The 26,007-nt window shown below is 47.9% G+C and carries 19 protein-coding genes, 8 tRNA genes, 1 rRNA gene and 1 pseudogene; 3 read left to right on the forward strand and 26 right to left on the reverse strand.

The window, feature by feature from the left end; genetic code table 11:
• Window positions 1-8 precede the first annotated feature (8 nt).
• Window positions 9-2,108 carry a sodium-translocating pyrophosphatase gene (locus HNP82_RS09435; RefSeq protein ID WP_183773717.1) on the reverse strand — a complete coding sequence of 700 codons (2,100 nt, stop codon included), beginning with the start codon at window positions 2,106-2,108 and terminating at the stop codon, window positions 9-11.
• A gap of 278 nt (window positions 2,109-2,386) precedes the next feature.
• On the opposite strand from HNP82_RS09435, the gene HNP82_RS09440 reads away from it, so the two are divergent.
• Window positions 2,387-3,907, forward strand: coding sequence for a M56 family metallopeptidase (locus tag HNP82_RS09440; RefSeq protein WP_183773719.1), 1,521 nt, complete (start codon window positions 2,387-2,389; stop codon window positions 3,905-3,907).
• Here the strand turns inward: HNP82_RS09440 and HNP82_RS09445 are convergent.
• Window positions 3,904-5,301, reverse strand: coding sequence for a S1C family serine protease (locus tag HNP82_RS09445; protein WP_183773721.1), 1,398 nt, complete (start codon window positions 5,299-5,301; stop codon window positions 3,904-3,906). The two genes, HNP82_RS09440 and HNP82_RS09445, sit on opposite strands and share 4 nt — an antisense overlap.
• A gap of 365 nt (window positions 5,302-5,666) precedes the next feature.
• Window positions 5,667-6,284 carry a nucleoside recognition protein gene (locus tag HNP82_RS09450; RefSeq protein ID WP_183773722.1) on the reverse strand — a complete coding sequence of 206 codons (618 nt, stop codon included), beginning with the start codon at window positions 6,282-6,284 and terminating at the stop codon, window positions 5,667-5,669.
• A 182-nt stretch (window positions 6,285-6,466) separates the two neighbouring features.
• Here HNP82_RS09450 and HNP82_RS09455 point away from each other — a divergent pair, with 182 nt between their 5' ends.
• The gene (locus HNP82_RS09455) at window positions 6,467-7,726 is read left to right on the forward strand and encodes a glycoside hydrolase family 3 protein (protein ID WP_183773724.1); all 1,260 of its coding nucleotides are present in this window, start codon (window positions 6,467-6,469) and stop codon (window positions 7,724-7,726) included.
• A gap of 332 nt (window positions 7,727-8,058) precedes the next feature.
• Here the strand turns inward: HNP82_RS09455 and HNP82_RS18635 are convergent.
• The 11 genes and pseudogenes from HNP82_RS18635 to nrdD all read right to left on the reverse strand — a co-directional run.
• Window positions 8,059-8,178, reverse strand: a pseudogene (locus HNP82_RS18635) (type II toxin-antitoxin system HicB family antitoxin); the annotation flags it as partial.
• 14 nt (window positions 8,179-8,192) lie between these two features.
• Window positions 8,193-8,297: a type II toxin-antitoxin system HicA family toxin gene (locus tag HNP82_RS09460; RefSeq protein ID WP_243164714.1), complete on the reverse strand. Its 105-nt coding sequence runs from the start codon at window positions 8,295-8,297 to the stop codon at window positions 8,193-8,195.
• An 83-nt stretch (window positions 8,298-8,380) separates the two neighbouring features.
• Window positions 8,381-8,453, reverse strand: a tRNA-Lys gene (locus HNP82_RS09465).
• Between the two features lie 293 nt (window positions 8,454-8,746).
• Window positions 8,747-9,181, reverse strand: a complete 435-nt coding sequence (locus HNP82_RS09470; protein ID WP_183773726.1) for a dUTP diphosphatase — start codon at window positions 9,179-9,181, stop codon at window positions 8,747-8,749.
• Window positions 9,182-9,265: 84 nt separating this feature from the next.
• Complete coding sequence (locus HNP82_RS09475; RefSeq protein WP_183773728.1) at window positions 9,266-10,654, reverse strand: glutamate synthase-related protein; 1,389 nt, start codon at window positions 10,652-10,654, stop codon at window positions 9,266-9,268.
• Window positions 10,655-10,839: 185 nt separating this feature from the next.
• The gene (locus HNP82_RS09480; RefSeq protein ID WP_207720596.1) at window positions 10,840-11,466 is read right to left on the reverse strand and encodes a hypothetical protein; all 627 of its coding nucleotides are present in this window, start codon (window positions 11,464-11,466) and stop codon (window positions 10,840-10,842) included.
• Window positions 11,467-11,481: 15 nt separating this feature from the next.
• Window positions 11,482-12,891 carry an alginate O-acetyltransferase AlgX-related protein gene (locus HNP82_RS09485; protein ID WP_183773730.1) on the reverse strand — a complete coding sequence of 470 codons (1,410 nt, stop codon included), beginning with the start codon at window positions 12,889-12,891 and terminating at the stop codon, window positions 11,482-11,484.
• Between the two features lie 12 nt (window positions 12,892-12,903).
• Window positions 12,904-14,289: an MBOAT family O-acyltransferase gene (locus HNP82_RS09490; RefSeq protein WP_183773732.1), complete on the reverse strand. Its 1,386-nt coding sequence runs from the start codon at window positions 14,287-14,289 to the stop codon at window positions 12,904-12,906.
• A 9-nt stretch (window positions 14,290-14,298) separates the two neighbouring features.
• Window positions 14,299-15,708 (reverse strand): DUF4214 domain-containing protein, encoded by a 1,410-nt coding sequence (locus HNP82_RS09495; RefSeq protein ID WP_183773734.1) that lies wholly within the window; start codon window positions 15,706-15,708, stop codon window positions 14,299-14,301.
• A gap of 170 nt (window positions 15,709-15,878) precedes the next feature.
• Entirely contained in the window at window positions 15,879-16,403 is a 525-nt protein-coding gene (gene nrdG / locus HNP82_RS09500; RefSeq protein ID WP_183773736.1) for an anaerobic ribonucleoside-triphosphate reductase activating protein, read from the reverse strand.
• A gap of 20 nt (window positions 16,404-16,423) precedes the next feature.
• Window positions 16,424-18,550 (reverse strand): anaerobic ribonucleoside-triphosphate reductase, encoded by a 2,127-nt coding sequence (gene nrdD, locus HNP82_RS09505; RefSeq protein ID WP_183773738.1) that lies wholly within the window; start codon window positions 18,548-18,550, stop codon window positions 16,424-16,426.
• 483 nt (window positions 18,551-19,033) lie between these two features.
• Here nrdD and HNP82_RS09510 point away from each other — a divergent pair, with 483 nt between their 5' ends.
• Complete coding sequence (locus HNP82_RS09510; RefSeq protein ID WP_183773740.1) at window positions 19,034-20,446, forward strand: MATE family efflux transporter; 1,413 nt, start codon at window positions 19,034-19,036, stop codon at window positions 20,444-20,446.
• A 56-nt stretch (window positions 20,447-20,502) separates the two neighbouring features.
• Here the strand turns inward: HNP82_RS09510 and HNP82_RS09515 are convergent, their stop codons facing one another.
• The 12 genes from HNP82_RS09515 to HNP82_RS09570 all read right to left on the reverse strand — a co-directional run.
• The gene (locus HNP82_RS09515) at window positions 20,503-21,855 is read right to left on the reverse strand and encodes a zinc ribbon domain-containing protein (protein ID WP_183773742.1); all 1,353 of its coding nucleotides are present in this window, start codon (window positions 21,853-21,855) and stop codon (window positions 20,503-20,505) included.
• 228 nt (window positions 21,856-22,083) lie between these two features.
• Entirely contained in the window at window positions 22,084-23,310 is a 1,227-nt protein-coding gene (locus HNP82_RS09520; RefSeq protein ID WP_183773744.1) for a M24 family metallopeptidase, read from the reverse strand.
• Window positions 23,311-23,339: 29 nt separating this feature from the next.
• The gene (proC, locus tag HNP82_RS09525) at window positions 23,340-24,173 is read right to left on the reverse strand and encodes a pyrroline-5-carboxylate reductase (RefSeq protein ID WP_183773746.1); all 834 of its coding nucleotides are present in this window, start codon (window positions 24,171-24,173) and stop codon (window positions 23,340-23,342) included.
• 89 nt (window positions 24,174-24,262) lie between these two features.
• On the reverse strand, window positions 24,263-24,700 hold the full coding sequence (locus HNP82_RS09530) for a PhzA/PhzB family protein (protein WP_183773748.1): 438 nt from the start codon (window positions 24,698-24,700) through the stop codon (window positions 24,263-24,265).
• A gap of 386 nt (window positions 24,701-25,086) precedes the next feature.
• A tRNA-Lys gene (locus HNP82_RS09535) sits at window positions 25,087-25,159 on the reverse strand.
• Window positions 25,160-25,189: 30 nt separating this feature from the next.
• Window positions 25,190-25,262 (reverse strand) — tRNA-Phe (locus HNP82_RS09540).
• Window positions 25,263-25,286: 24 nt separating this feature from the next.
• Window positions 25,287-25,360 (reverse strand) — tRNA-Met (locus tag HNP82_RS09545).
• Window positions 25,361-25,398: 38 nt separating this feature from the next.
• A tRNA-Tyr gene (locus tag HNP82_RS09550) sits at window positions 25,399-25,480 on the reverse strand.
• Window positions 25,481-25,515: 35 nt separating this feature from the next.
• Window positions 25,516-25,588: transfer RNA gene (locus tag HNP82_RS09555), tRNA-Thr, on the reverse strand.
• Between the two features lie 6 nt (window positions 25,589-25,594).
• Window positions 25,595-25,667 (reverse strand) — tRNA-Val (locus tag HNP82_RS09560).
• A gap of 35 nt (window positions 25,668-25,702) precedes the next feature.
• Window positions 25,703-25,776: transfer RNA gene (locus HNP82_RS09565), tRNA-Asp, on the reverse strand.
• Between the two features lie 137 nt (window positions 25,777-25,913).
• Window positions 25,914-26,007: ribosomal RNA gene (locus HNP82_RS09570) — 23S ribosomal RNA — on the reverse strand; the annotation flags it as partial.

A 26,007-nucleotide genomic window follows, 5' to 3' on the forward strand; every position in this document is an offset into this window, starting at 1 on the left:
ATACCAGATCAGAAAATGTGGAAATTCACCACAAGAGCCGCAAACACGATGGAAACCATGGACAGCAGCTTAATGAGGATATTAATGGACGGGCCTGACGTATCTTTGAAAGGATCGCCCACAGTATCACCTACAACTGCCGCTTTATGGGCCTCGCTGCCTTTGCCGCCGTGATGCCCGCTCTCTATATACTTCTTGGCGTTATCCCAGGCGCCGCCGGCGTTAGACATAAATACCGCCATAACAAATCCCGCCGCCGTAGAACCGGCCAGCATGCCGATAACTCCATTATAGCCAAGAACAAGCCCCACCACAATAGGGGTCACAATAGCCAAAAGAGTTGGCAGGATCATCTCCTTTAAGCTGGCTTTTGTACAAATATCCACACAGGTTCTGTAATCCGCCTCAGCCTTGCCTTCCATAAGTCCTTTGATCTCGCGGAATTGGCGGCGGACTTCCACAACAATACTCTGAGCCGCCCGTCCCACAGAGGACATGGTCAGCGCCGCAAAGATAAACGGCAGGCAGGCTCCGATAAATAATCCGATGAGAACTGCGGGATTCATTACACTCATATCAAGAACAATGGAATCCCCACCAACTTCCTGAACCTTCTCCACGTAGGAAGCGATGAGAGCCAGAGCGGTAAGAGCCGCGGAGCCAATGGCAAACCCTTTGCCGGTAGCTGCCGTTGTATTGCCCAGGGAATCCAGAGCATCGGTACGTTTACGCACTTCCGCGTCCAGCCCGGCCATCTCCGCGATACCTCCGGCATTATCGGCAATAGGACCGTAAGCGTCCGTTGCCAGAGTAATACCAAGAGTTGAGAGCATACCTACCGCCGCCAGGGCAATACCATAAAGCCCCTGTGTCGCTGATTCAAATCCGCCGGAAAAACCGTAAGCAGCCATAACACACACGGCTATAATAATAATCGGCACTGCCGTTGACAGCATACCAAGGCTCAGACCGCCAATAATAATCGTAGCTGAACCTGTGAGTGATTTCTCCGCCAGATTCTTTGTCGGTTTATAGGTATCCGACGTAAAATACTCTGTAAAGAAACCGATCAGCACGCCAGCCACCAGGCCGGCTAAAATAGCAAAGTAAATGCCGATAAACTGTCTGCCAAGGACAAACCACACAATCGGAAACGCCACAACCGCAATGAGGATCGCGCTTGTGTTCGTACCCCGGCGCAGGGCTTTCAGCAGCGTACCCTGATCCGTACTCTCCCCGGTCTTTACAAGGAAAGAGCCGATAATCGACGCGATAACACCTACCGCGGCCAGAACCATGGGAATGATCACCGCGTTAATATTATTAACAGATTCAATCTGGGAAAAAGCAATAACACCGAGAGAGCATGCGGACAAAATAGAACCTACATAAGATTCATACAAATCAGCGCCCATACCGGCAACATCGCCTACGTTATCGCCCACATTATCCGCGATAACCGCCGGATTTCTGGGGTCATCCTCAGGGATGCCCGCTTCAACCTTCCCCACAAGGTCAGCGCCCACGTCTGCTGCCTTTGTATAGATACCGCCGCCGACACGGGCAAAGAGAGCCATGGACGATGCGCCCATACCAAAGGTGAGCATGGTGCTGGTAATTTCTTCCACCGGAAGTTTAAATACAAGTCTTAAAAGAAGATACCAGATGGAAATATCCAAAAGGCCAAGGCCAACAACTGTAAATCCCATAACGGAACCGGCTGAAAACGCCACATTCAGGCCCTTGTTCAGACCTTTCTGACAGGCAGCAGCCGTCCGCGCGTTGGCTCTTGTAGCGATCTGCATACCTACAAAGCCGGACAGACCGGAGAAAAAGCCTCCGGTGACAAAGGCAAAAGGTACATACCAAGTTAAGAAACCCAGCGCCGCCATAATAAGAAGGATGAGAAACATTCCCGCAAAAAAGATAATAAGGATACGGTACTGACGTCTCAGATAAGCCATGGCGCCCTGATGGATCGAAGCAGAAATCTTCTTCATCTGATCCGTGCCCTGGGAGAACTTCAGTACCTTTCTGGCCCGCGTAAACGCAAAGAGCAGCGCGATCACCGAACCGCACAGTGTAAGTAGTGCCAAAGTGTTGTCCATACGTAAACCTCCTCCATTCTGTTAGGACATCGTAAGTTGTTGTCCGGTCATACCGTTTTCACAGTATTCCCATAAGACCAGACTTTAGTAATTTTTTGACAACCTAATTATACTACTTTTTCATTGGCTTGCGTAGGGGGTTTTTTATGATTATATATCAAATCATTTGCAATCATACTATATTTGTAGTATTATAAAAACAGCAACAGTCCGCCTCATTTGTGACTGGCGAACTGAACATTGCAAAATATCATCGTCAAAAGAAAGGAGGACAGACTGTGAGTTGGTACAGCCATCTTATACTGATCTTAATATCCAACAGCCTGAGTATATTGCTGGCGTGGCTGCTGTGGCAGCTTTTTCTAATCCCATTAAAGGGACTTAAACTCTACACCGTTTGTTACCGTCTCTTTACCCTGCTCCCTGTTTTCTGGCTTATACCCTTTTACTACCTCTTCTGCTATTTTAAATATTACCGCAGGGAAGGGGCCGGAACCGGGCTGCCCTGGCATGGCGACGCTTTTGAGAGTATTCTCTTGGTTCTTGCCATCCTGTGGGCTGCCGGGGCTATGGTCTGCGCCATTATATTTATTCTCGCTATATACCGTATCCAGCATCTTCCCTTTTCCGGCAAAGGTGCCACTGTGTCCAAAGCCATCAAAATAGCCGGGAATATGGACCGTCAGGCATGGCTTTTAGATTCTCACGGCAATGAACAGCTCTATCCGGGCCTCGATTTTACCGAGCCGGTACAAATCTGCCGTACATCTGTCCCCGTCCCCATGGCTCCCCTGGGTATCCGCAGCCGGATCTTTCTTCCGTTCTGCAGCTACACTGAGGAAGAACTGTCCATGGTCATCTCCCATGAATGGTCCCACATACGCCGGGGTGATCTGAAAATCCGAGGGCTGCTTCTGGCCCTCTGCGCTCTGTTCTGGTTCCATCCTCTGGCCTGGCGCATGTTCAAAGATTTTGAGGAGTGGAGCGAGGTTGCCTGCGATATTGATGTTTTTCGCAACAAAACCACCTATGTCAGCCCCAAAAAATACTTTTCTCTTCTCATCGAAAATGCGGAAAAACATCCGGCCAACCGGCATAAATCCTTTTACGAAAACGCCTGTTTTATGTCTGGCCTCAGCGTCAGCGGAAAACGTTTGAAAGAGCGTATCCGCCGGGCTGCCTGTGGCCGTTCCGGAAGTTTTTCCACACTGTGCGCCATTGTCATCTGCGTCCTCTTTCTCGGCCTTGGCTTGGGCCTATGTTTTGCCGGCGGTAACTTTTTGGAGGGCAGCTTTGAAACTTTCCTAAACAATACCTACATGACGCTCCAGGAGGATCTCTCCCCTGAATATATGAAAAGTCATCCCTACACTTGCCTTGAGGCAGAACTGGAACAAAAGGGCAATATTAAAATCATTGTCCCCGCCTCTCAGCCCCGGCTCCTTGAGATCGCCAACACCTTTTACTGGCATCTCTTCGCGCCCACGCCCTCCTCGCCGCCCAAAACAGGCTGGACGATTTACCTGGGCGGCACAGCAGAGACTCACACCTCAGGAATTATTGATACTATTTATTTTACCAAAGGAACTCAGGTCACCATCTGCATATCCGGAACATCAGCCCCGGACACGCTAAGACTTGGCTGGATCGGACCGGACGATTCTGTTGTGGGCTTTTCCACCGGGGACGTGCGCTATGGCCGGATCACTATTCCCGAATCTGGTATCTACACCCTCTTCGCGGCCAACTCCGGAGATGAGTCCGCCACCGTCAGCGGATGGATTCTCTACAACAATTAGGACTCACTTGTCTGTGCCTGGGCATCACTTGCCGAACCTAAAGTAACGCTTACTGTCTGAGCCTCATACTGGCCGTTGTTTGCGCGCTGGACAACCACATCCACCGTCTCACCGGCCGCGTAATATGAAAGGACGTTCCTGAGCTGATCCATATTGGCGACAGAACGTCCATCCAGCTCTGTAATAATATCGCCATTCTGGATACCCGCGTTCTGAGCCGGACCGCCCTCGGCAACAGATGTGACAACAACGCCTACAGGCATTCCGTACACCTGGGAAATCTCTGATGAAACATCCTCTCCGGAAATACCCAGATAAGACGCCTGACTCTCATCCACTTTTTCCCGCGTTGGCAGATTCATAAGTTCCTGAAGACTTTCCTCAGCTTTATTGATAGGAATAGCAAACCCGATACCGTCAACGGTTGTCCCGGAAGAAGTTGTGGAACTCTTTGCCTCATTAATGCCAATAAGTTCACCCTGCATATTTAAGAGTGCGCCGCCGCTGTTGCCGGAGTTAATCGGCGCGTCTGTCTGAATCAGACCTGTGGATTCAATCGTATTTCCGCTGGCATCTGTCAATGTAAGATCACGATCAAAAGCGCTGACATAGCCGCTGGTGACAGACTGGCCGTAGCCTAATGCATTGCCGATGGCAACAACCTGCTCCCCCAGTACAAGAGCGTCGGAATCGCCAATGCTGGCGATCTTGATCTGAGACATGGTATCCTCAGATATATCGGAAAGTTTTACAGAAACAATCGCCAGGTCGTTATTTACATCGGTGCCTTTAATCTGGCCTTCCACTGAAGTCTCATCTATAAAACCTACAGAAAGGGTCTGGGCTCCTTCTACCACATGGTTATTGGTGGCAATAAGCAGTTCTGTGTCATTCTCGCCAACGATGACGCCGGTGCCTGCGCCATCCACTTCATACTGATAAGTGCCGCCAAAGAAACTCCGCATCTCCTCAACAGACATGGTAGAAATGGTGACAAGGGATGGCATGGCGTTCTGAGCAACTTCCGCCACAGCGCCTTTGCCTTCCACGGAAGATACAGCGTCAGCCACAGACTCCGCACTGGTTGTTTCTGTGGACGCTATCTTTTTTCCGGCATCATCCATACCGCTTAAATGCCATGCTGCCGCGTTAACGCCAAACATTGTCCCGCCTCCAACCAAACCGAAGACAAGGGCCATCGCAACGAGTACGCCCCATTTCTTCTTCATAGACATCGGCTTCTTTTCTTTTTTCTTTGGCCGTTTCTCATTCCCGGTCAGGCCTGCCTGATACATGGGATCAATCTGTGGCCCCTGGCTAAAATCGCCACCGCCATTCATCGGCCGCCAAGTTTCATTTATGTTATTTTGTTGTTCATTAAAATTTTCACTCATAAAACTCAACCTCTTTTCGTACCTTGAATATTTGTCGTAATATTTCAGTTATTTTATCAACTGTTCCGCCGTTAAAAATGTTTCAGGCTAAATTATTGCTTATTTCACTGAATTTTACGTTTTTTCTGCTTTACGATTAGAATTGTAGGCCGATTTTGTGAAAAAAATTTGAAAATTCTCGTATGATTTTATGAAATCCTGACCAATATTACATGTCCAGGCATTTAATTTTTCTCCACTGAACTTACCCTTATATCTATAATGATGTTGAGGTCAAATTAAAATTTGACCTCATGATACCACAGATTTCTCTTTTGAGCCTCTGTAATTGCATATTTGTAACTCTCATCAATCCATTCGGAACATTAATATTTATATTTTTGATCCATCACCTTGCAGAAGATCACTGCCACCGCTGTGCTTATAGCCGTGGCAAGGATGGCAGGCCCCACAATGGCTGCCGGACTGGCGCTCCCGTACTGACTGCGATAGGCAATAATGCTGACAGGAATGAGCTGTAAGGATGAGATATTTAATATAAGAAATGTACACATCTCATTGCCGGCAATTCCTTTCTTCCTTACAGGTCCCGGTGCCTTTCCCGCCCTCCGGTCATCCTCCAGCTTTTCAAGTTCTTCCATGGCTTTCAGCCCAGCCGGGGTAGCCGCCCAGCCAAGCCCAAGGATATTGGCCACACAGTTGGTGGAAATATAGCCTTTTGCCGGGTGTGCTTTGGGCATATTTGGAAACAAAAAACCAATGACCGGTTCCAAAATTTGTGTTAGTTTTTCCAGAAGCCCGGATTTCTCGGCAATTTTTATAATACCGGTCCATACCGTCATAATCCCCAACATAGTGATACACAAATCTACCGCGTCCTGAGCCGATGTGACCACGGCATTGGAGATCGCCTCCATATTTCCGGTCAGTGCCCCAACGACAATTCCAAGGATAAGCATGGCCGTCCACAAATAATTTAGCATATTTATTTCCTTTCATAACGATTCATCCTTGTATGGACAAATCGTCGAATCATATCTGTACATCTATAATAAATTGGTTGAAAAATTATTCATATTAAATCCATTATCTGTTATAATAGGAGATACTTAGAATTATATTCTTTTGATTTTTATAAACGCAGATCTTGCAGGAGGTGCGACTTATGTTTAAATTAAAAACTGCGGCAGCAGCCGCATTACTTATATCGGCAGCGGCCTGTCTGTGTTCCTGTACACCGGCCATTGATAACGGCCTTACCCGCTCTGCCAAGGATCATATCACAATCCCTGAAGCCGTAACCGGCACATCCGGTGAAACTTCAGCCCCGGAGGAGTCATCTTCCCCGGAGGATAGCGGCACAGATGTTTCCCAGCAGCCAGCAGCCGATTACACCGTCACCGGTTTTGATCAGAGTATCTTAGATGAGGCCAATACCCTTCTGTCCTCCATGTCACTGGAACAGAAAGTGGGACAGATGTTTCTGGCCCGCTGCCCGGAGACAGATGCTGCCGGACAGGCAGCGGCTTATTATCTCGGCGGCTATCTTCTCTTTGGCCGGGATTTTGAAAATAAAACATCGGATCAGGTGATCGCAGATATCCAAAGCTACCAGGATGCCAATACCACCCCAATGTTTATCGCTGTTGACGAGGAAGGGGGTACTGTCAACAGAGTCAGCACAAACTCACAGCTTCGTCCCTATCCTTTCTGGTCTCCCCAGGAATTGTACGCAGAGGGCGGACTGGATCTGGTGCGCTCGGATGCCGAGGATAAGTCCATTTTGCTCCGCAACCTGGGCATTAATCTTAATCTTGCCCCGGTGTGCGACGTTTCAACAGATTCTGCAAGCTTTATTTACCAACGCAGCTTCGGACAGCCGGCGGCGGAAACTGCGGAATATGTCTCCACTGTGGTCAGTGCCATGAACCGGCAGCAGATGGGAAGCGTCCTGAAACATTTCCCCGGCTACGGCAATAACGGGGACACCCATGAGGGCACTATCCACGACGCCCGCAGCTATGAGTCATTTACCGAGAGTGATTTCCTTCCGTTCCAGTCCGGCATTGAAGCCGGCGCCACAGCAGTCCTTGTTTCCCACACCATTGTGGATAGTATGGATCTGGAACGCCCGGCATCTCTCTCCACCGCCGTCCACGATATTCTGAGAAATGATCTCGGCTTTAATGGCCTTATTATGACCGATGATCTCTCTATGGGAGCTATCACCAATTATACGGACGCCCAGGACGCCGCCGTCCAGGCTGTCCTCGCGGGCAATGATCTTTTGTGCAGCACGGATTTTACCACACAAATCCCAGCAGTCATCGAGGCTGTCAACAATGGCACTATAAGCCAGGAACGCATCGACCAATCTGTTTTACGCATCCTTGCCACTAAGATACAGCTTGGTATTATCCAATAATCCGACACATATCTGGCTGTGGGGGAGATGTACTAATGATATACAGGCAAAATAATTTCATAAAAAGAAGTGTTATCTATGCCATTACCAAAAGAGCAATCTTATACGATCAAAGACATATACGATCTCCCCGACGGCCAGCGTGCTGAACTGACAGCCCCCTTCCCCCATTCTTGGGGGATTTGGGGGTTCCCCCTTTGGCGGGCTTTATAAAGCAAAAAGAACACCTGCAGGAGCAGATGTTCTTTCTGTTGATTATTTATGTATTTTTACATCAAATGAGAACTTTTTCTTTCCACTCTTTCTTAATACCCATTCTGTTCCTACAACAACACCTCATCTCCCTGGGTCAGACACTCTGGTATATCTGGAAATGATACCCAGAAACCGCCTTCCTCTGCTTTATGAAAAATAGCTGGATAAAACAAGCGATCCCTACGTAATACCTCCATTCAGGCGGCTGGTGCTATTTCAGCCCCGCCTGTTTTAATATTGCCTGCTCCAAGCCCTTTTTCAGGTCTTTAGAGTGATAAGGAACGATGACCGTTCTTTTATTTTCAGGATTTTCCATAACCCTGCACAAATCCCGGATTTTCACAACAAAAAAACACCGTCCCCACAGCTCGTTCCGTCTGCAAAAACAGTGCTTTTAAGTGCGCCTTCAGGGGCTCGAACCCTGGACACCCTGATTAAGAGTCAGGTGCTCTACCAACTGAGCTAAAAGCGCGTCCCTATTTGATTCATTTCTCAAGTACGAAAGCTATTATATAACAGATTTTTTCAAATTGCAAGCATTTTTTTATATTTTTTTAATTTTTTGAAAACTATTCAGCCATGCATCTGAGGAAGAAAAAAACAGAGCAAGTTTACTTGCACAGGATTTTTTACTTCCTCAGCTATATGCCGTTTAGCCATCAGTAAGGATTCAGTCTCGACAGCGGCGGTCAAGCTGCAGCAGCGTCGGGAAGCAGGACTTGAGACAATGTTAGAAAAACACGTCAAAAGTCCTGCTCCTTGCCCTTACTGTTTTCCAGTAGATCCCAGACCGCCCCGGTCCTCATGCCCCAGGGTGTCCACAGCTTCAAATTCAAGCTGCGGCTGATGTTTCATAATGCGGAACTGGCAGATTCGGTCATTTTTGCGGATCACCGTATCCCTCATAGCCAGCGCCGGCATATACCACTGGTCGTTGTCCCCGCAATAAGATTCATCAATCAGTCCCATACTGTTGGTCTGAAGGATACCGAAATTTTTATACGTGCTGGAACGGGGAATCACATGGGCCTCGTAGCCCCTGGGAAGCTCCATGGCAATACCTAAGGGGATCAGGCGAAACTCTCCGGCTTTCATTTCCACATCCTCGGCTGCTCTCAGGTCAATCCAGTCGGACTTTCCGTCAATATATTTTAATCTTTCAATATCCTCACATAAATATTTAATGCGTATTTTTTCCATTTCTGTCTGATCTCCTTCTTATAATTTGTCTTGGCCAAATGGCATCCCGCAAAGCGCCTCCCTTTGTGCCCCGGCCAGGGCGGCTTACGCGTGGCAGATATTGGTGAACTCACTGATGTCCCGGCTGGTCGTACACAGATCGTCCACACTCAGATCGTGAAGATCACTGTGGCCCGTAATTCTGGCAAACATTCGAAGTTCATCCAGAGATACTTTCAGATAGTTGGCGACTCTCTGGGCCGCGATATCTTCTTTCAGACGAAGCCGCAGATCCGGATCCTGGGTTGCCACACCTACCGGACACATGCCTGTGCCGCAGATCCTATACTGCTGGCAGGCCATGGCCATCAGCGGGGCGGAGGCTACAGCCACTGCGTCAGCCCCCATAGCGATAGCTTTGGCAAAATCCGACGATACCCGAAGACCGCCGGTGATCACAAGGCTGATGCCCGATCCAACGCTGTCCAAATACTTTCTTGCCCGGTACAGCGCATAAACCGTGGGAAGGCTGGAAGAATCCCTTAAAAACAGAGGGGATGATCCGGTAGCGCCGCCACGGCCGTCAATGGTAATAAAATCCGGTTCGGCAAACACGCAGAAAGCCAGATCTTTTTCAATATGTCCCGCGGCGATCTTAATGCCGATAGGACGCCCATCAGACGCCATACGAAGCTGATACACCAGAGCTTTGAGATCTTCCTTTGTCTCAATCCCCGGAAAGCGGGAAGGCGCTACAATGTCCCGGCCCATGGGCTTATTTCGTATCTTGCTTATCTCAGGAGTCACTTTTTCCGCCGGCAGATGGCCACCCATGCCCGGTTTTGTCCCCTGACCGATCTTAATCTCAATCGCGTCGGCGTTTCTCAGATTGTCCGGATTCACACTGTACAGATTCCCCACATATTCAAAAATATACTTATCTGCCGCCGCCATTTCCTCCGGCAAAATACCGCCTTCACCGGAACACATAGCGCTCCCGGCCATAGCGCTGCCCCGCGCCAGAGACACCTTGGCTTCTTTAGAAAGGGCTCCAAAAGACATATGTGATATGTATACAGGATTCTCAAGAACAAGCGGCTTTTTGGCATTCTTACCGATCACTGTCGTAGTGCGCACCGGCGCGTGTTCATCCAGAGGCATGGGATCAAGCTGGGCTCCCAGGATCAAAATATCATCCCAGCCGGGCATGGGCAGCTTGGTTCCCATAGCCGCATGTATACTCTGTCCCTTCACCGCCATCTCATGGATCTCTTCCATATAGCGGCAGGAACTGTCATGGCGGACATACTCCGACGGATATTCCAGCGTTTCTTCTCTGTGAGGGGACATCCCCGACGTGTCTACCTTCTCATAAAGGTAAAAGGCTGACGCCGGCTGATGACATACCGGACATTCTTTCAACTGTTCAAAAGGCTTTCCCTCTTTTGCTTCATCATAAACATACCCACATACATTACATTTGTAAACAGCCATAAAAAATACCTCCGTTCCGGATAGATTCCTGCTTTTCACAACACACAGGTTAACTCTATCATATCTAAAACGGAGGTATAAGTCAAAGTATTTTATGTAACAGTTCGGCCATCAGAGATAAGCTGCAGGCCGGATAATAAGCAAAGAAGCTGCGCAATACGCGGGTGGCGCCGCTTTGCGAAGGGTTAGTCGAAAATATCCTCACCGTTAGGGCCGGAATGAGATGTCCGGCCATCACTCCACAGCTTATCCGTTCCGGGGCCGGTGCAGCTTGGATATTCCTCGACAACATAAGGCGCTGTCTGAGCCGGCGCTTGGGTCTGAGGCGCTGTTGTCTCCGGAACTGAAGGCTGGGCCGGCGCCTGGGTCTGAGGCGCTGTCGTCTCCGGAACTGAAGGCTGAGCCGGCGCCTGGGTCTGAGGCGCTGTTGTCTCCGGAACTGAAGGCTGAGCCGGCGCCTGGGTCTGAGGCGCTGTCGTCTCCGGAACTGAAGGCTGAGCCGGTTCCTGTGGTGTCTGCTGCTGTGCTGTAGTGTTGGAACTTCCCGCAGACGCTACGCTGGTATTATTGGAACTTCCCGTGTTGGAGGCGTCAGCCTGATCTTCTTCAGCCACAGATTCACTTTCTTTGACCGTTTCAATCTCCGTCTCAATCTCCGCCTCAGTTTCCGTCTCGATTTCTGTTTCTGTCTCAGATTCAGTCTCAATTTCTGTCTCTGTCTCACTGTCCGTTTCTGTCTCCGCACTGCTTGCGCCACATGCCGCCAGTCCCATAACCAGAAGGCAGACAATCATTAATAAAAACTTTTTCATTTTCTGTACTCCTTTTTAAAATTGTAATATCACGCCGGAGGACACCCACTGTCCATCACTGCGCGTTAAAATCTCTGCTGAATAATTTTCCTCCGTCAATATCGACTGGGGAATATAACCGGCAAACCCGTAATCTGATGTCACTTCCAAGGTATCCCCCTCATTTGCCGGGAACATTTCATAAATACAGGAAGCGCCGCTGCCCGACGTAACGCGAAGATATACCGGTGAGTCCTCATCTGTCCACTCCTCGGCGATCATGCCTGCAAACTTATAATAAGTATCGTAAACTGACATCTGCGCCGATGCCTGGGACATAGATACCTGGGAGACTTCCCCATCCACCGTCCGCTCCGGCGCCGGGATGACCGGAGCCTTTCGCTGAAACTGATCCAGATTGCGCTCAACAATCTCAATCATATACACATCCGCGTCCCGCATCTCAATCTCGTCCACCCGGTAAGGAATGGTCTTTGTAAAATAAGCCTCGCCAAATTCCTGGGCCATAAACGGGACAAGAGTATTTCCAAAAGAATCCCGGACCATAACCAGTGAACCTTCCTTTGAAGGATTCACCGTCTCAATGTGAGCCTGGGTCGTATCGCTGCTGCCCACATACTCAAAATCAAAATACCCGGAATAATCCCAGTCTCTTTCCCGATGCCTTGCCAGGGGATAAAAAATCTTATCCAGATCCCCTTCAAAATCATCATAAGCCACACCCCCGTCCAGAGGGATATCGGCATAATCTTTTCCGATAGCGCCCAAAAGGAGTTTCTGGGCCATTAAGGCGCCCCGGTTATCCCAGTGGGAGTCTCCTTTGTGGTACCAGATCCCGCTGTCATTTAAAAACATATCCTTTAAACTGGCGTAGGCAATCCCCGCCTCCTTTAATAGGGGCTCCAGCCGTTCCAGAGTATTTTCCACATCCCGCTCCGGGTAATAATAGGGCATATACTGGGGATACAGAGTATTTTTATTTGGGGCCACCGTAAAAAGAAAAGTTTTGCCCTGCCCTTCCACATATTCCTGGATCAGCGACAGTGATGTGACAATATTGTTCAGGCCCCTCTGGGTCAGACGCTTCGTTCCCTGAAAATCCCCAAGGGAATCTTTATAAAACAGCCAGCCATCATCGCCTACAATAATAATATCCTCGCTTGAGGAAGCAAACACCTTGCCGTTGATCAGAGCGTTGGCTGTGATCATCTCCTGCCGCCCGGCAAAATGGTCGGAAAAATAATCTCCCAGCCCACTCATATAATCCACATTCCACTGTCCATTCTCATCCCGAAGCTGCGGAAAAGAAGCCAGCACTTTGTTTTCCGTCACTTCCGGCTCCACATACCAGATCAGGCCATAGAGAGGATAGGCGCATATTAAAAAGAATACAAGGATAAACACGATCTTCAAATATTTTTTCATTGCCCTGCCCTCCTAAAATCTGAAATAAATAAAAGGATTATAGGCGTTGGACGCCAGGTTAATCATGCACAGCAACAGCAGAATCAGCGTCCACACATAGACACCCTTTGTGACCACCGGCCTGAGTGCTTTCGGCCAGGAAATATTCCACGGGCGGATACACAAAAAGGACAGGATCAGCATAAAAATATGTACAGGCGTCAACTGGGCCCACATAAGATCCATAGAGGCACTGCTAAATGTCCCTCCCGTAAACATTGTACCAAGGTAGGCAAAGGCGTGACCGATATCGTCCGCCCTAAAGATGACAAAGGCACAGACAACCAAAATAAAAGTTATGATCTGGCGCACCCCTTTAACCGGTATCCGCTTTAAAGAAATCCGGGTATTTTCCAGAACAAGGCAGGTTCCGTGAAGAAGGCCCCACAGAATAAATGTCCAGTTGGCTCCATGCCACAGTCCTGTACAGAAAAATACAATATACCGGTTTAAAATGGTGCGGGCCTTCCCCTTCCTGTTTCCGCCCAGAGGGATGTAAAGGTACTCTTTAAACCAGGTGGACAGTGAAATATGCCACCGGTGCCAGAAATCCTGAATACCGTCAGCCACATATGGGGCGTTGAAGTTTTCAAGAAATCGGAATCCAAACATTTGGGCCATTCCCAGGGCCATATCACTGTAGCCGCAGAAATCATAATAAATCTGAAAGGCATAGGCCAGGGCTCCGATCCAGGCCGCGATCACATTCACCTGACCGCCGGGAGCGTTAAAAATATTATCGGCGATGACCGCCATAGTATTGGCCAGCAGCACCTTTTTTCCAAGGCCCCGGACGAAACGGCAGATTCCCCCGCTGATCTTATCCACACTGTGAACCCGGTGACGGATCTGATGGACAATATCGTCAAAGCGGACAATAGGCCCGGCGATGAGCTGAGGGAAAAAGGAAATATATAAAAGAACATTTAGCAGATTTCTCTGACCGATCTTTGGGTCACGGTACACGTCAATCACATAGGACAGGGCCTGAAAGGTGTAAAAAGATATCCCCACAGGGAGGGCGATCTCCACCACATCCAGATTCAGGCCAAACAGCCCGTTGATCGTCTCCATAACAAATCCTGTGTATTTAAAAACTCCAAGGAACACTAAGTTCACAATCACGGCAATGGCCACAAACAGTCTTCGCCGCCGCCACATAATGGCCCGTCCCACAGCGTAATTAAAAACACAGGAGATAAACATTAGGATCACATACACCGGCTCACCGTAGGCGTAGAACAGGAAGCTGACAATGATCAGAAGAATATTCTTCGCCGTTATGGACGGAATGAGATAGTAGAGCCCGAAAGTCACCGGAAGGAAAACACATAAAAAAATTAATGAACTAAATACCATAGGTTTTCCTTATCTGGCCGTATAGCTGTAGGGTACAGGGGAGTTTGGATTTCCAAAGCAATCCCAGCCCTGCTCGTCTTCCTGCTGGGCATCGTATTTTAAACCGCCGATCTCTACCCAGGCATGAGGGGACCATGTATTATTCAAACGGCCTGTGACTCCCTGGAAATAGCCTTTCACCATGACAGCATCTGTGAAATCCAGTGCCTGGGCGAAGGCATAGACCGTACTTGCATAAGAGTAACAGTTGCCCCGATGTTCCTTAAACATATTGACGGCGTACCACTGCTCAAAAGTATAGCCCTCGCCCACATCGCCAAAGACGGCCCGGTAAGAACAGTTGTCCAGAACCCAGTCATAACATGCCCGGAATTTTTCCATCTTGGTCATAGAATCATCCGTCACCTGCGCCAGGACCTGATTTACATACCCCTGGAGTTCTTTTTCAGCGGCAGTGCGGGCGGTCAGGCCATAACTCTGACATAACTGTTCAAACTCCGGGGAATCGGCGAAGCCATTAAAAACATGCCGGCGGGAGTACTCTTTCAAAACATCTGCCCACTCATTTAAGCCCTCTTCATCCCATGTACGGTTTAAAAATAACTGATACATGATCTTTACAAAATCCTCGTCAGACAGATTGGAATTTATAAATTCATTGGAAAAAACAAAGCCGTAAGCCGCCTCTTTGGCTGTATTCGCCCCAGAAAGGAGCTGGCTGCACCAGGCGTTCAGTCCATCGGCGTCCGCCTCGCGGCCCAGACAGAGACGGTAACAGCGCGCCACAAATTTTGTCACATCCTCGTTCTGATCCATCGGTGCCGTCAACTGGGCGTTTCCCCGCTGGATCCCGTAGGACTGGCAGATTTTGGTAAACTCATCGGATTCCACAAAACCTCTGAACACAAACAGCCGTGACAGACCGCTGTCCAGCACCGCCTGCCATTCACTCAGTCCCTGATCGTCCGCCTCACGGTTGAGACATGTGCGGTACAAAATCTGAAGATACTCGGTGTCGCTTACATTCCGCGCCTTAAACTCTTCGCTGTCAAAAAATCCCTGGGCCACTTTCGCGCCCTGCTCGGCGCCGCTGACAAGCCTGTCCGTCCATGCATCAAGGCCATCCGCCTCTGCCGGTCTTCCAAGCACCAGCTCATACAGACGACGTACAAAATCTCTGACCTCTTTGTTTTCCTCGGCAGTGTCCCCGCTTGCTTCATCAGTCTCTGTCCGAGAAGACGTCTCTGTTTCCACAGTGGTTTCTTTCTCCGCAGAAGTCTCTGTTTCCACAATAGTTTCAGTCTCCGCTGCGCTTTCTGTCTGCGCCCCGTTTTCTGCAGGAAGCTGGGCTCCATAGGCCGGAACGCTCACAGCCAGCATGGCGGCAGCCATCATTCCATACACAATATGACCTTTCATTTTCAATCTCCTTTGCTTTTGCGAAAGTTTCGCTGTAACAATTTAAACATACAATTCCCAGAAAATTATAGCATTCCACTTTCATAAATGCAATATATGCACTGTGCAAATACGCCATATATCACGCAAAAAAAAGAGCCGGAACCATCTTCTGATCCCAGCTCTGTTATTTAATAACCTTCCATTAGAACAGTCTTGCCCTGCTCCATGGACTTTTTAACGTCGATTGTTCTCTGATTGGCCGAACCTTTAAACCTAAGAGCCACACTCTTCTGTTCCTCAATAAAAGGCCCGTCCACGAGAACGTCGATATAGGACAGAAACTCTCCCGTTTCCGGCCACGCTTTAAGCATCCGGCCTTTCACATCCCTGTCAAAATCGTAGCCGGTAAAACACCAGATATCCTTCTGGGGATAGGTCTGCCGGATCTTTCTTAGCAGGGGAAGCAATCCCTGCTGATTGGTATGTTCCATCGGCTCTCCGCCCAAAAGGGTGATACCCCGGATATAATCCGGCCTGAGATATTCAATAATCCTGTCCATCTCTTTTTCGGTAAACTCGTCGCCATAATTAAAATCCCATGTCACCTGATTAAAACAGTTTTTACAGTGATGGGTGCATCCGCTGACAAAAAGGGACACCCTCACTCCCGGTCCATTGGCGACATCGTATTGCTTAATATCCGCATAATGCATGGATGATCTCAACCTTTATATTATAAATGAAGTACACGGCTCTTGATCTCTTTTGTCTTTCCTACGTTCCAGAAATTTTCTCCCAGATAGCCGCATGTTCTCCGGGTAACGTTCATCTTGGCATGATCCTTATTGCCGCACTGAGGGCATTCCCACTCAAGATCATCATTGATCATGATCTCGCCGTCATAGCCGCATACATGGCAGTAATCGGATTTTGTATTAAACTCGGCATACTGAATATTATCATAAATAAACTTAACTACTTCCTCAAGAGCCTCAAGATTATGACGCATATTAGGAATTTCCACATAGGAAATGGCGCCGCCGGAAGAAATCTTCTGGAACTGGCTTTCAAATGTAAACTTGCTGAAAGCGTCAATTTTTTCCCGCACGTCCACATGGTAGGAATTGGTATAATAACCTTTATCGGTCACATCTTTAATGACACCGAAACGCTCCAGATCAATCCGGGCAAAACGGTAGCACAGAGATTCCGCAGGTGTCCCGTAAAGGCCGAAATGAATGCCAGTCTCCCTTTTCCAGCGGTCTGTGGCCTCACGCATATGGTTCATCACTCTCAGGGCAAATTCCATGCCTTCCGGATCCGTATGACTGACACCTTTCATCAGCTTTGTCACTTCGTAAAGGCCAATATATCCCAGAGAAATGGTGGAATATCCGTTGTGGAGAAGCTTGTCAATAGGCTCCCCTTTCTTTAAGCGGGCGATAGCGCCATACTGCCAGTGGATCGGGCTCACGTCAGAGAGAGTTCCCTCCAGAGCCTCGTGGCGGCACATAAGAGCCTCATAGCACAACTGAAGCCGCTCATCCATCAGCTTCCAGAATTTTTCTTCATCCCCTTTGGCAAGAATACCGATCTGAGGCAGGTTCAGGCTGACAACACCCTGATTGAAACGTCCCTCAAATTTATAATTGCCGTTCTCGTCCTTCCACGGTGTAAGGAAGCTGCGGCATCCCATACAACTGAACACATTACCCTCATAATTCTCACGCATTTTCTTGGCGGAAATGTAATCGGGATAAAGGCGTTTTGCCGAGCAGCGCACAGCAAGCTTTGTAATATAGTCGTACTTGCCGCCCTTTAAGCAGTTATGCTCATCCAGCACATAAATCAGCTTTGGAAACGCCGGAGTCACGTAAACGCCCTTCTCATTTTTAATGCCTTCCAGACGCTGGCGGAGGATCTCCTCAATGATCATGGCATTTTCTTCCACATACTCATCATTAGGGTCGAGATTTAAGAACAGAGTCACAAAAGGCGACTGTCCATTGGTGGTCATAAGTGTGTTGATCTGATACTGGATCGTCTGGACGCCGGATTTCAGTTCATCCCGCAGACGCATCTGGATCATCCGCTCTTCCACATCGTCGCTTAATGTATCTCCAAATTCTTCTTTAATTGCTTTTTTATATTTATTATAGCTTTTTCTCAAATATTTGCCCAGATGGCGCACATCCACCGACTGTCCGCCGTACTGGCTGCTGGCCACCGCCGCGATGATCTGGGTCATAACAGTGCAGGCTACCTGAAAACTTTTAGGGCTTTCGATAAGCTTTCCGTTCATCACAGTTCCATTGTCCAGCATGTCTCCAATATTGATAAGACAGCAGTTAAAAATCGGCTGAAGGAAATAGTCTGCATCATGAAAATGAAGAACACCTTCCTCATGAGCCTTGGAAATCTTCTCCGGAAGAAGAATACGCCTTGTCAGATCCTTGGAAACTTCCCCTGCGATCAGATCTCTCTGAGTGGAAGCCACAATAGCGTTTTTGTTGGAATTTTCCTCCATAACATCTTTATTGCTGTTTTTGATCAGGCTTAAAATAGATTCATCGGTTGTATTGGCCTTTCTCACCAGTTCTCTTGTATATCGGTAAATAATATAAGCTTTGGCCAGGACAAACTTGCCTTCCGCCATAAGCTTCTGCTCAATAATATCCTGGATGTCCTCCACAAGCATACGTTTGCGGCCCCGGCTCTCAATATATTCCACAATAGTCTCAATCCGCTCCGGGCTGATCCTCTCTTCCTCAGGCACCTCCGCATTGGCTTTGCTGATAGCTGTTATAATCTTACTGCGGTCGTAATCCACTTCCCGTCCGTCTCTTTTAATGATTTTCATGACACAAACGCTCCTTAACACTCTGCAATGCCGGAGAAAGAACTCCCTCTCTCCGGCACCACTCTATATATTTATCTGTTGATTTTTATCCGGGTTTCATTATATCACTGACAAAAATAAAAATCCACAATAAAAATACACAAAATATAGTTTTTTAAAATTTTCTCACACTAGATATAGTATGTCCTGTTTTTCCCCTGTTTATGCCCGCTTTCCGACTTTCGTCCCGTGGCCGGAAAATTTCTCTTTTTCATGTCAACATGGCAAATGTACCAAAAACATAACGATTTCAAATTTAGAAACTGAATTTAAACAAATTCCGTTTTCCATCACATTGAACTTTGATTTCAAAAATGCTAAAATTAAACCAATTCAAGATTCGCTCCCGCACGTCCGGGGAGCGTTTTTTAGGTAACGGTTCAGCCGTCAGGAATGAGGGCGGGCTGAACTGTTACTTTTTTAGATGAAAGGAGCATTACGATTATGGGAACAGCACAAAAGACTGCCAAGGCCAGCTTTTTTACAAAAGATAAGGCTTTTTATAAAGCAGTATTCAGCATGATGATCGTCGTAGCGCTGCAAAATCTTGTAGCCTACAGTGTCAATATGGCAGACAATATTATGCTCGGCGGTTATGACCAAAATTCCCTTTCCGGAGCGTCCACAGTTAATCAGATCTTTTTTATGGTACAGCAGGTCGCTCTCGCCATCGGCAATTCTTTAGTTGTCCTGGCTTCCCAGTACTGGGGTGAAAATCGTGTGGAACCTATCCGCACCCTTACAGGCATCGCTTTAAAGCTTGGGCTGATCTGCAGCGTGATCATTGTAGGCATATGCGTCATTTTCCCGCGCCCGCTGCTCATGCTTTTTACAAGTGATGAGGCCATCATTCAGGAGGGGTTGGATTATCTGGCGCTGATTCAATGGACCTTCGTCCTGTTTATTATCAGCAATATACTCATGGCCGCCCTGCGAAGCGTAGGCACAGTCAAAATTTCCTTTTATACCTCTGTCGTGTCTCTCATCGTCAATGTAGGTATCAATTACACATTGATCTTCGGCCATTTCGGATTTCCGGAAATGGGCGTCCGGGGCGCGGCCATCGGAACGCTTGTCGCCCGTATTCTGGAGCTTGGTATTGTTGTCATCTATCTCATTAAGGTGGATAAAAAGCTTAGCCTGTTCTCCGGCGGCTTGTTTAAAGTCAACAAGAGTCTGCGCAAAGACTACCGCAAAGTCACTGTTCCGGTCATGCTTTCCCAGGTGCTTTGGGGCGTTTCCGTCCCCATGCAGACGGCGATCCTTGGACATCTCTCCGCCGACGCTATCGCCGCCAACTCTGTGGCCACAACCTTTTACCAGTATTTAAAGGTCATTGTTATTGCCATGTCCTCTACATCCAGCGTTATGATCGGCAATGCCATCGGACGGGGCAATATGGAGCGTATCAAATCCGACGCCCGCACGCTGGCCGTGATCAATGTACTGATCGGACTTGTCCTTGGCATTGTCCTTTTCTCACTTAGGTATCCGCTTTTGTCTATGTATAAACTGTCGGATACAGCCACAGACCTGGCCATCAATCTCATTGCCATAATGAGTGTGATCATGGTGGGAATGTCCTACCAGATGCCTGTCAGCTACGGAATTATCCAGGGCGGCGGCGACGCCAAATTTAATATGGCCATGAATATGATCAGTACATGGGTTATTGTTATGCCACTCTCCTTCATGGCCGCTTTCTGGTGGAAACTTCCGGTAGAACTTGTAGTTCTGTGTATCCAGTCCGATCAGCTCTTCAAAGGGATTCCTTCCTTTATCCGCTTTAGAAGTTATAAATGGATAAAAAAGCTGACAAAACCGGTGGAGCCGGCGGCAGCAGACACCAACAGTTAAGTTTCTCCCGGAGGGTTTATAGTAAACGACAAATATATTTGTCGTTTACTATAAAATCAGTACATGGAGAGAAGATCAATGTACCACCGCCCATTGACTTTTACTACATTAATATCTGCGTCCTCGCTCTCAAGCTCATCTCCAGCGGAAATCACCATATCACACTCCACCAGCACAGCTTCCTCAATAAAATCTGACGGAGTGCCAAAGTATGAGGCATAGTCGCTGTTTAACTCCGCGATTTCCGAAGGAGACAATGTCTCTTCACCATAAATCCGGCATTCCAGATGAAAATCAGCGCCATACTCATCCTCAATCTGAGTTAAAAACGCCTCCTGGAACTGGCTTTCAAACATATCAATAATATCACCGTAATCCATTCCCATCATATAATCGGAATATGTACCTTCTTCAATGGCAGCCTCAAGCGGAACCGTATCCAATATCGCCCCCAGGTCTCCTTTATTTACCGCTGCCGTAAAAGCCTGCAAGGGCTGTTCATAGCTGCTGTTGCCCGGGCTGCGGAAAAAGAAAAACAGACACACTGCGATAATAGCTGCAACCACCGCCACACTGCCGATACAAATGCCGATAATGGCGCCTTTTCCCATTTTTTTCTTAGGTTTCTGGGGCATCTGCACTGCCGCCCCCTGACTGTAAGCTCCCTGAACATTATAACTTCCCTGAGTGTTATAGTTGTTGCCCTGAGCATTATAGCCTCCCTGGGGAGTAAAAGAGCCCTGAGCATTGTTATATGTACCCTGGGAAGCATATGTTCCCTGAGTATTATATGCGCCCTGGGAAGCATAGTTGCCCTGAGTATTATTTCCCTGAGCATAAGCGCCCTGGGCGCTATAATTCTGCTGGCTGTAATTACCCTGTTGGCTATAATTGCCCTGTCGGCCATAACCGTTCTGCCGGCCCGCGCTGTTAGCCGCCCCATAGACATTCTGACCGCCGGCACTGTTGGACGCCCCGTAGCTGTTCTGTGCGCCGGCACTATTGGACGCCCCGTAGCTGTTCTGTGCGCCGGCACTATTGGACGCCCCGTAGCTGTTCTGTGCGTTGTAGCCACTGTTTTGCTGAGAATTGACTGCCGTGTAACCTTCCTGATGATGACTCTGAGTGTTATAATTTTCCTGAGCATTATAATTTCCCTGAGCCGCAGAATGATGGCCCCGGTAATTTGGACTCTCATGACCTTCCGGTCCCTGGATTTTATGAAACCTTGGCTTATTGCTCTCGCTGAGTACAACAGTCTCTTCCGGCGCGTCGTACTCAATAACCTGATCATATAGGCTCTCATTTTGGTTGTCTGCCCCCGCCTTCCCGGACTTTACCGCAGTTCCGCAGTACGGACAGAATAAACTGTCATCTTCAATCTGTTTTCCGCAATTTTTACAAAACATAGTTATTCTCCCTTCTCATGCTGCATCCAAATATTACATCCCGATTTTGCAGCACGCCCTCGCTGATATTAAAAAAATTATAAATTCTTCCGGGAATTTTGTAAAGACTTTTGCCAAAATCCAATGTTTCCCTGGTAACAGTTCAGCCATCAGGAATGGGCAGCCTTATCTATGTTAAAAAGGCTATGCGCCATTTTCACGGGCATAGCCTTTAATTGTTCATAACTTTTATAAAACTGTGATCTTCTGTGGATAACTCCCAAAAATATAGGCTTTGTCATCTCCCATCCAAACGGTTTCATGAAGCGTTGTACAACGGTGACCTTTTTTGTATTTATGAATGGAATCAAAGACCATACCTTTGGCTAATGGAAACATTTCCCATTCACAGTTGATAAGGGGACGGCATACGGTAAGATTTCCCATACCGCGAATTTCTGTATCCATCCATGTATGCCCTGTGGTCTGCTCAGCGCCAACCGATGCCTTATAAGCGTTAATCGTATCTCTCAACTGCTGCATAGTCATTCCATTCTTATAGGCATTGATCTGAAATTCCTGCAGCTTTAAAGCTTCCTCAAAATGACTGCGGATTTCCTCATGAGGTTCCTGAAAAAAGAAATATCGGCTCCGCTCCGCATAATAACCGCCCACGCCAGGCGTTTCCAGGGTAAAAACAACATAATCTGTCACTTTAAGACGATACTCCGGCGGCACAGCCATAGTCGCCTCCAAAATACCATCGCCATCTTTCCATCCCCGGTTCTCCCCAACAGCAAACATAATTTTGGGCATCTGTGTCGGATCACCGCCAAGCATGAGCAAATACCTGGTTACATCGGCAAACATTTCACTGATGGTCCGGCCAGGCTGAATATAAAGAGGGGCTCCCTGAAACATAGCATCCTGAATACGGCATGTGCTGCGCACTGCGTCCAACTCTTCCTCGCTTTTGCATGCCCGCATCCAGGCTAGTTCCTGACAAAAATCTACCAGTTCCACGCCGGGGCATACCTGCTGTAAATAGTTGTAAAAGGCATGGGTAATAAATCCCAGACCATCATAGGCAATACGCTTTGCCCCTTTCAGGTAAGGCGCCATATCCTCGCCGCTGCTGTACGGGTCCAGCCGCCAATCGTGGTCGCTAGTCTTAACGCCGTGGATTTCTTTAAGCTCTCCTTCGGCGGGCAAAATCAATGTATACGTATTTTTATAATAATTATCGCATCCCAGCCAGTAAAGACTGGTATTCACCCCCATGGTCGATGGGGGAAAGTAGCCCTGAACCAGCAAGAGGTCACAATCTTTTTCTTTTAATTTGCTCTGGACAAGGCGATGCCGCCGCTGCCGCTCCGCGTCAGAAAAGAATTTCCTTCCCCCATAATCATTTCCCGTCTTATCAATCACCGGCCGCGTATAATTGGGCCATATTGATGGATCAAATAATCCTGACATTTTCCCACCCTCTAAACATTATCTGCTATTTATTTTACTTTTCCAAGATCAATATTTTTCTCATATCCGGCTTTGACTGCCTCAATTGCCGCGGAGCGGAATCCTTTTTCCTCCAGCTTCGCCACTCCCACGATCGTAGAACCTGCCGGAGAACATACCGCATCTTTAAGTTCTCCCGGATGTTTGCCAGTCTCAAGAACCATAGCCGCAGCTCCCATAACAGTCTGAGCCGCATAGGTCATTGCCTGCGCCCTGGGAAGTCCGGTCATCACACCGCCATCTGCCAGCGCTTCAATAAACATATATACAAAGGCCGGAGAACAGCCGCTAACTACAGTAAACTGATCCATGAGATTTTCAGCCAGCCGCTCAACTCTTCCCGCATCAGAAAGGATTTCCATAACGCCACTGACATACTCCTCTTCAACCTCCGGATCTGCCGCTACCGCAATCATTCCTTTGCCGATCGCCGCCGGAGTATTTGGCATTACCCGGATCACTCTCAGCGCATCGCCGCACTGGGCAAGCTGCTCTTTAATATAAGCAAGCTGAAGCCCTGCTGCGATGGAGACAATAATCTTTTTCTCTCCCCGGTCCAGACATTCCTTGACTACCGGGGCGATTTCTTTGAGAACGCCGCCCATAACCTGAGGCTTTACACACATAAAAATATATGTGCCTGCCAGCACTGCTTCCCTGTTAGATGAAACGCAGCCGCACCCCAACTCGTCCGCCATCTCTTGTGCTTTTTCCACCATATAGTCTGTAATATGTACCTGTGCGGGATCTAAAGCGCGGCAGGCTGCATGGATCAGGGCTCCTCCCATATTTCCAGTTCCGATAAATGATACGTTTTCCTTCATAATAATAAATTCACTCCATTCTTTTCTTTACTCCCGCAGGCAGGGAGCCAGGCGACGCGCTTGCGCCTGAGCTTTCATGCCCCGTCAGCTTACTGCAGGGTATCTGACTCCTTGTCCGTATAAGGATTATACTCCTCGCTGGGATTTGGGTTTTCCCGAAACATTTCAATCTTTCCGTCTTTCATACGAAACTCATTGACATAGAAATGTTCTACAGGAGAAGATTTTCCATTTTCTACCATAAATCCCTGTCCTCTGGATTTTACCAGAAAAATATTGGGATCTTCCGTCTCAAAAATCATATTATCGTAAAATCCCCACTCCGGAAATGATATGGCGGTGGATTCCAGCCATTCTTTTGCCGGAAGGCTGCGATACTGAAACCCATCAGGTCCCGGCATGGCGATTTCCTGAGTGGCATTCTCCGCAAATAGAGGGACCCTCATTTCACCCCGTTTTGGCCCGCGGCACTGAAGAAATGCCTCAATAGCTGCGCGGTTTTTTTCTCTCACTTGATTCTGATCCATATAAAATCCCCCTGTTTTTTCTATTTCACAATAGGAAACGTCATAATAAAAATTATTATGACGTTTCCAGCGCCGATTTTTTCTGCGCGAAGCGCAGATCTTTCCCTGCAAAAATCGTGCGCATCCCCCCGGAAGGTTTATAGTAAACGACAAATATATTTGTCGTTTACTATAATTATAGCTTTAATGAGATCTTTTGTACATAAAATTTTCTTGAAAACTAGGTTAAAAGTCTTTGATAACGAAAATCACGTTGGTAATAGCACCCACTTCATTGGACACGGAAGCTGTGTCCGCTGCAAATCCAAGATACGGGCTGACCTGGGCATTGGCCATGTATTTTTAAACAAAAAAAGACTGTCACATTTTGCGACAGTCCATTTTAGTGAGACATCGGGGGTTCGAACCCCGGACACCCAGATTAAAAGTCTGGTGCTCTACCAACTGAGCTAATATCCCACAATATTAAATTATAAAATTTAATATCAATGCCCAGAGCCGGAATCGAACCAGCGACACACGGATTTTCAGTCCGTTGCTCTACCGACTGAGCTATCTGGGCATACTCAGATAGAAATCTGAAGAGTTGCGGGGGCAGGATTTGAACCTACGACCTTCGGGTTATGAGCCCGACGAGCTACCGAACTGCTCCACCCCGCGATATTCACTTAATAAATAGAATCTTTTAAGATTCTTAATGGGCGGAGAAGGATTCGAACCTTCGAAGTCGTCGACAACAGATTTACAGTCTGCCCCCATTGGCCGCTCGGGAATCCGCCCAGATTATTATGATTATTGATTGTCATTTATGACAAAGCCGATGATCGGACTCGAACCGATAACCTGCTGATTACAAATCAGCTGCTCTGCCAATTGAGCCACATCGGCAAGGTATGGGGCCTACAGGGCTCGAACCTGTGACCCTCTGCTTGTAAGGCAGATGCTCTCCCAGCTGAGCTAAGACCCCATAGTAAATTATCTCACACCGAAGTGCTTGACAAACGACCCAGAAGGGACTCGAACCCTCGACCTCCGCCGTGACAGGGCGGCGCTCTAACCAACTGAGCCACTAGGCCATATGTACCTTCAAAACTGCATATTCAAATACTTATTACATCTTACCACACAAACCATCAGAAATCAACCTTAACTTTACATAGTTTTTAAACTCATTTGAACTAAGCTTTTCTTTCGCTTGTTCCAGCTAAGGTTTCAGGTCAAGCCCTCGACCGATTAGTAACAGTCAGCTCCACATATTACTATGCTTCCACCTCTGCCCTATCTACCTCGTCGTCTTCAAGGGGTCT

Origin of the sequence: Catenibacillus scindens, assembly GCF_014202115.1 — a bacterium.
GTDB lineage: Bacteria > Bacillota > Clostridia > Lachnospirales > Lachnospiraceae > Catenibacillus > Catenibacillus scindens.